General features: G+C 68.7%; 7 protein-coding genes. 6 read left to right on the top strand and 1 reads right to left on the bottom strand.

Annotated elements, in window-relative coordinates:
• The 6 genes from rnpA to BN11_RS11465 form a co-directional block, all read left to right on the top strand.
• Positions 1-322, top strand: a 322-nt coding sequence (gene rnpA / locus BN11_RS11490; protein WP_048697806.1) for a ribonuclease P protein component, incomplete at its 5' end; no start/stop codon positions are given.
• 89 nt (positions 323-411) lie between these two features.
• Positions 412-768, top strand: coding sequence for a membrane protein insertion efficiency factor YidD (gene yidD / locus BN11_RS21880; RefSeq protein ID WP_327152862.1), 357 nt, complete (start codon positions 412-414; stop codon positions 766-768).
• 8 nt (positions 769-776) lie between these two features.
• The gene (gene yidC / locus BN11_RS11480; RefSeq protein WP_048697803.1) at positions 777-1,838 is read left to right on the top strand and encodes a membrane protein insertase YidC; all 1,062 of its coding nucleotides are present in this window, start codon (positions 777-779) and stop codon (positions 1,836-1,838) included.
• A gap of 150 nt (positions 1,839-1,988) precedes the next feature.
• Positions 1,989-2,609, top strand: a complete 621-nt coding sequence (locus BN11_RS11475) for a Jag family protein (RefSeq protein ID WP_048701305.1) — start codon at positions 1,989-1,991, stop codon at positions 2,607-2,609.
• Positions 2,581-3,312 carry a 16S rRNA (guanine(527)-N(7))-methyltransferase RsmG gene (gene rsmG / locus BN11_RS11470; protein WP_048697799.1) on the top strand — a complete coding sequence of 244 codons (732 nt, stop codon included), beginning with the start codon at positions 2,581-2,583 and terminating at the stop codon, positions 3,310-3,312. Before BN11_RS11475 ends, rsmG begins: the two co-directional genes overlap by 29 nt.
• Before the next feature lie 525 nt (positions 3,313-3,837).
• On the top strand, positions 3,838-4,596 hold the full coding sequence (locus BN11_RS11465; protein WP_235435447.1) for a formylglycine-generating enzyme family protein: 759 nt from the start codon (positions 3,838-3,840) through the stop codon (positions 4,594-4,596).
• Positions 4,597-4,801: 205 nt separating this feature from the next.
• Here the strand turns inward: BN11_RS11465 and BN11_RS11460 are convergent.
• Positions 4,802-5,664 (bottom strand): transposase (locus BN11_RS11460; protein ID WP_162213220.1); only part of this gene is annotated, 863 nt, incomplete at its 5' end.

The following is a 5,664-nucleotide window of genomic DNA, read 5'->3' as shown; positions in this document are numbered from 1 at the left end:
GGCGGTCCTGCGTCGCCGCGGTCGCGTCAGTGCTGCCGCTCGCGTGCTCGTCGTGCATGCCAACGCCATACCCGGCCGGGAGGACCTCCCGAGCCGGGTCGGCTTCGTCGTGGGCAAATCCGTCGGCAACGCCGTCGTGCGCGGACGCACCAAGCGCCGCCTGCGCGAACACTGCCGAGCCCGGCTCGGCCTGCTGATGCCCGGCACCGACTACGTCGTGCGCGCCCAACCCGCCGCGGCCGGGGCCACCTTCGCCGAACTCGGTGCCGCCCTCGACGAGGCGCTGGCGCGGCTCGGACCCCGGTGGAGCCGGACCGCATGAGCCAGTCATCCTCGGACACGAGGCCCTCGAGCACCGGGCCCTCGAGCACCGGGCCCTCGAACACCAGGCCCCATGCCAGCCTGGGGCGCTTGCTCGCGCTGCCGCTGATCTGGCCGATCCGGTTCTATCAGCGCTTCATCTCCCCGGCCACGCCGCCGACCTGTCGCTACTACCCCACCTGTTCGGGGTATGCCGTGACCGCCCTCGAACGGTTCGGTCCCGTCAAAGGGTTCTACCTCGCCGCCCGCCGGCTGCTGCGCTGCCACCCCTGGGCACCGGGCGGGGTGGACCACGTACCCGAGACGTTCACGTGGCGGCGAGCGAGCGGCATACCGGAAGCTCCGCCGCAGGCGGACCCCCACGAGCACGGAACTTTTCCGGTCACCGGCACTTTTGACACCACTGCGCCGCTCCCGGCGCAGGACACCCCACCCAAGGCGAGCTGAAGGACACCATGGGCGACCTTTTCAATTCCATCCTCTATCCCATTGAGTGGATCGTGGCGTGGATCATGTACGGCTTCCACCAGGCGTTCACCGCCATCGGGATGCCGGCGGCTTCCGGCTGGACGTGGGCGTTGTCCATCGTCGGCCTGGTCATCGTCATGCGGGCATTGATGATCCCGCTGTTTGTCAAGCAGATCCACGCATCGCGCAAGATGCAGATGATCAGCCCCGAGCTGCAGAAGATCCAGGCGAAATACAAGGGCAAGACCGACCCGGAATCGCGTCAGAAAATGACGCAGGAAACGATGGAGCTCTATCGGACCTCGGGGACCAATCCGTTCTCGTCGTGTTTGCCGATCCTGGCTCAGTCGCCATTCTTCTTCGGTCTGTTCCGGGTGCTCAACGGGCTGCAGTCGATTGCCGACGGCAAGCGCGAAGGCATCGGCCCGATCACGCGCGAGGTCGCCAGCCAGGCCGAACAGGCGATGATTTTCGGGGCGCAGCTGTCGGACAAGTTCATGGGTGCCTCCAGCGCGAACGTCAAGATCGTCACGGTTGTGCTGATCATTTTGATGTCGGTCACGACATTCACCACGCAGCGCCAGCTGATGACCAAGAACATGCCGGCTTCGGCACTGGACAACCCCTTCGCGCGCCAGCAGAAAATCTTGCTCTATGTGCTGCCGCTGGTATTCGCGATCTCCGGCGTGAACTTCCCCATCGGTGTGCTCATCTACTGGTTCGTCACCAACGTGTGGTCGATGGGCCAGCAGATGTACGTCATCCGCCGGATGCCGACCCCCGGCTCGCTCGCCGAGAAGGCCCTCCACGAGCGGCGCGCCCGCAAGGGCAAGCCCCTGCCGCAGGGACCCGTGCTCGGCACGGCGGGCGGGTCCACGGCGACCGGCACCGTCATCGACGGGCCCGCCCAAAGACCAGGCGGCCAGCGCCAGCAACCCAAGCGCAAGGACCGCAACCGCAAACCCAAGTCGGGACCGACGCAGCCGGGCAACAAGCCCAAACCGTCGGACGACGACGACCCCCAGGATCCCCCCGCGGACCAGGGCTAAGGAGTGACAGTGAGCGAGCAGGACAACGCCGTGGTCGACGAGACCGCGGTTCAGGACAACGCCATGGCTGACGCGAGCCAGATGGAGGAGTCGGCTCTCGAGGAGCCGACCGCGGAGCCGGTGAGTGACGAGACAGTGAATGTGGAACCGATGAGTCTGGAGCCGGTGAGTCAGGATCCGGTGAGTCAAGATCCGGTGAGTGAGGAGCGGGTCGGCGCTGACGACGCTGCGAGCGAGGACTACGGCGACGGCTCGGACGGGGAGGACGGGGCGCCGGCCCGGGGCCGGGGCAACCGGCAGGCCGTGCTGGAGCGGGAAGGCGAGGTCGCGGCCGACTTCCTCGAGACGCTGCTCGACATCGCCGACCTCGACGGCGACATCGACCTGGACATCGACGGCGATCGGGCCGCGGTGGCGATCGTCGACTCCGACGAGGGCCGGGTGCCGCGGCGGCTCGTCGGACCGAACGGCAAGGTCCTCGAGGCGCTGCAGGAGCTGACCCGGCTCGCCGTCCAGTCGGCGACGGGCGAGCGCTCGCGTCTGATGCTCGACATCGCCGGCCACCGGGCCGAGCGCCGCGCCGCCCTGGTCGAGCAGGCCAAGGTCGCCATCGCCGAGTGCCGCGAGAGCGGCGAGCCGGTCGACCTGGACCCGATGACCGCCTTCGAACGCAAGGTCGTGCACGACGAGGTCCTCGCCGCGGGCTTGGTGTCCGAGTCCAGCGGGGTCGAACCCCGGCGGTATGTCGTCGTCCAACCCGCCGCCTCCTGACCCCGCGCCGGGGCCGCCGCCGGCACCGGCCGTCGCCGGGGAGATCTTTGGCGAGCAGCTGGGGCCGGCCGGGCGGTTCGTGGCGATCCTGGCCGACACGGGTGTCTCGCACGGGCTGATCGGTCCGCGCGAGGTCCCGCGGTTGTGGGAGCGCCATGTTCTCGGCTGCGCCGTCGTGGCCGAGGCCATGCCTCGGGAGGGCGCGTCGGTGATCGACGTCGGGTCCGGGGCCGGCTTGCCGGGCATCGCACTCGCCATCGCCCGCCCCGATCTGCAGGTCACCTTGGTGGAGCCGATGTTGCGGCGGACGACGTGGCTCACCGAATCCGTTGCCGCACTTCGTCTTTCGAATGTCACGGTATGCCGCGGCCGCGCCGAGGAGTTCCACGGCCAGTTGGTGGCGGACTACGTCACCGCGCGCGCCGTCGCCGCCCTCGACAAGCTCGCCGCCTGGTGTGCGCCGCTGATCGCGGTCGGCGGCGAACTCATGCTGATGAAGGGCGACAAGGCCTCGGAGGAACTGACGGCCGCAGCGCCGGTGATGGCGCGCCTGGGGCTCGAGACCGGCACGATCCTCACCGTCGGGGCCACCCTGCCCCAGCCCACCACGCTGGTGGTCGCCCGCAAGGTCCGCGATGGCGCGCCTGGCGGCACGTCACGGCGCTCCGGCAAGGGCTCCCGCCCGGCCCGACATCGGACGTAGCCGTCCCGGCCCGGCTTTGCGGGCCGTGGGCTACAAGAACCGCGAGTATCGAGTCTCGTCCGGGCTGCTGTGCTGGTCACGCGCTCGCCGGTGGGGTGCCTGCCGACTTCGTGTCGTCGGCGGCCCGCTTGAGCAGTGACCCAGGGCTGGAGTGGCCTGACCAGTTGACCCATCGGCTGAGCGCGGGATCATGGTGACCGTGACTTCCCGTCGGGGCCGAGCCGGTCCTTTGCCGCCTTCTTCGCGAGCGGCCCAATGTTCGCAACGAGCCCGGTCGGCTTGCGCGGGTTGTCGGGACGGACCAGTGTGGGGTCGTGTTCGAGGTGAACGACGAGGACGAGGCGGACGACTTCGAGCCCCCCGATCTGATCCGCAAGGCACTGCGCCTAGGGCGTGTATCTCAATTGGCTACGCACCGCCACCGTGACGCGCGACCCGCGGCATGACAGTGCGTGCGCCGGGCGCGTCCGACAGCGAGTTCGCAAATGCGCCGGATCCACTTGCCGGTGGCCGACAATGGGTACGGTGAAGATTCACCTGGTCACCGTTCCCCTCCCCGGCGCAGTCGAGGAACTCGTGGTGGACCGCCGCACCGGCGAGTCGTGGACCGCCCGCGTCGAGCCCTTCGCTGTGGCGGACACCGTGGTGACGCGCGGCCTGTGGGACGACGTATACGGCGTGACCGGCGACCCAGAGCGGACGAACCTTCCGCAGACCGACGTGAGCTGGCGAGACGCGATCTTGTTCTGCAACGAGCTCTCGCGTCTAGAGGGCCTGGCTCCGGCCTATGAGATCTCAGAGCGTGAGGTTCCCACCCCGACACGGTGGCGGTCGCACAGCGAGCCAGAGCTCGACGACTGGATCGTGGTCTGGCACCACGGTGCCGACGGGTATCGGCTGCCCACGGATGCCGAGTGGCAGGTGGCGTGCCGCGCAGGCACGTCAGGTGCGCGATACGGGCCACTGGACGAGATCGCCTGGTACGCCGATAACTCCGGGGGGACCGTTCATCCAGTGCGTTTGAAGCAGCCCAACGCGTGGGGCCTGTTCGACCTACTAGGCGGTGTGTGGGAATGGTGCTGGGATCTGTACGACCCCAAGGTCTACGGGTCCTACCGCATCATCCGCGGCGGAGGCTGGAGCGATCCGGAGTGGAGCTGCCGGGCTGGCGTTCGACGCAAGACCAACCCGAACGCCTCATTCGATGATTTGGGATTCCGCGTCGCCCGCGGGGCCACGGCCGGGCTGCCGCGAGGCCGATCTAATGCGCTCTTCTCGGCATGAGCGTGAGACCACGCCCGTGGTCACCGCCACTCGGTGAGGGCGGGGAGCCATAGAAGGATCGCCCGCAGCAGGACGGCGGCGCGGTAGGTCGAGGCGAGCTTGTCGTACCGCCGATCCGAATCCCGTACGCCAACCTGTGGGACTGGTACGGCCACTACTCGCGGCACCTGTCGGGGTACGCGGCTCTTCGCCGTTGAGTGTGGGGTCATAGGTTGAGTCCGCCGCCGATGAGGAGCATGCGGAGGCGGTAGTTGTCGCGGTTGCGGAAGCCGCGGGCGATGTGTCGGTGGAGTTCGATCAGGCCGTTGATGGCCTCGGTGCCGCCGTTGTTCGCGCCGTCGGTGTCGAAGTAGCCCAGGAACTCGGTGCGCCACTGGTTGAGGGTCTTGCCGAGGCGTTTGACCTCGCGGATGGGGTAGGTGGGGAACTCATCGAGGATCTTCTCGGCGATCGCGCGGCCGGCGGCGTGGGTGTCTTGGTGATAGACCGAGCGCACTTGTTGGGCGCACAGCCAGGCGACCTCCACTTCGAGGTGTCGCTCGTCGGCGGCCCACGCCGCGGCCAGGCGCGCTTTCTGCCGGTCGGTGAGGTTCTCCGCCCCGGAGCGCAGGATGTTTCGGACCCGGTACAGCGGGTCGTTCTTGCGGCCGCGGTGGCCGTGGATCTCCTGCTGTACCCGGCGGCGGACATCGTCAACGACCGCGGTCGCGAGTTTGACCACGTGGAAGGCGTCCAGGACCGAGCGGGCGTCCTGCAGCTGGTCATCGATCGCGTTCTTGTAGCCGCGGAACGGGTCCAGCGTCGCCACCCTCACCCGCGCCCGGAACTGCTCACCACGATCCTGCAGCCAGGTGGCGTACGCCTCGCCGGATCGGCCGGGAACCAGGTCCAGCAGCCGCGCTTTGACGATCGGCGGCTTGTCCGGATCTGTGGGGTGGGGGTGCCTTGTCAGGTCGACCATCCCGGTCAACTCCCTCGGGCCGCGGCCCTTGCCCTGCCCGATCGGTCGCGTGGACACGTGATGCCAGTTGGGTCGGCCCGGGGGGCGCGGTGCCCGGATTGCTCGGG

The organism is Nostocoides australiense Ben110, assembly GCF_001050535.1.
GTDB lineage: Bacteria > Actinomycetota > Actinomycetes > Actinomycetales > Dermatophilaceae > Nostocoides_A > Nostocoides_A australiense.
The sequence above is the reverse complement of the archived record's forward strand: the minus strand, read 5'-3'. Positions and strand labels throughout refer to the sequence as shown.

What these genes read in the sequence shown, in the direction of transcription:
- rsmG (WP_048697799.1), top strand. Translation starts at nt 2,581, where the DNA reads ATGTCGTCGTCCAACCCGCCGCCTCCTGACCCCGCGCCGGGGCCGCCG.
- yidC (WP_048697803.1), top strand. Translation starts at nt 777, where the DNA reads ATGGGCGACCTTTTCAATTCCATCCTCTATCCCATTGAGTGGATCGTG.
- BN11_RS11475 (WP_048701305.1), top strand. Translation starts at nt 1,989, where the DNA reads ATGAGTCTGGAGCCGGTGAGTCAGGATCCGGTGAGTCAAGATCCGGTG.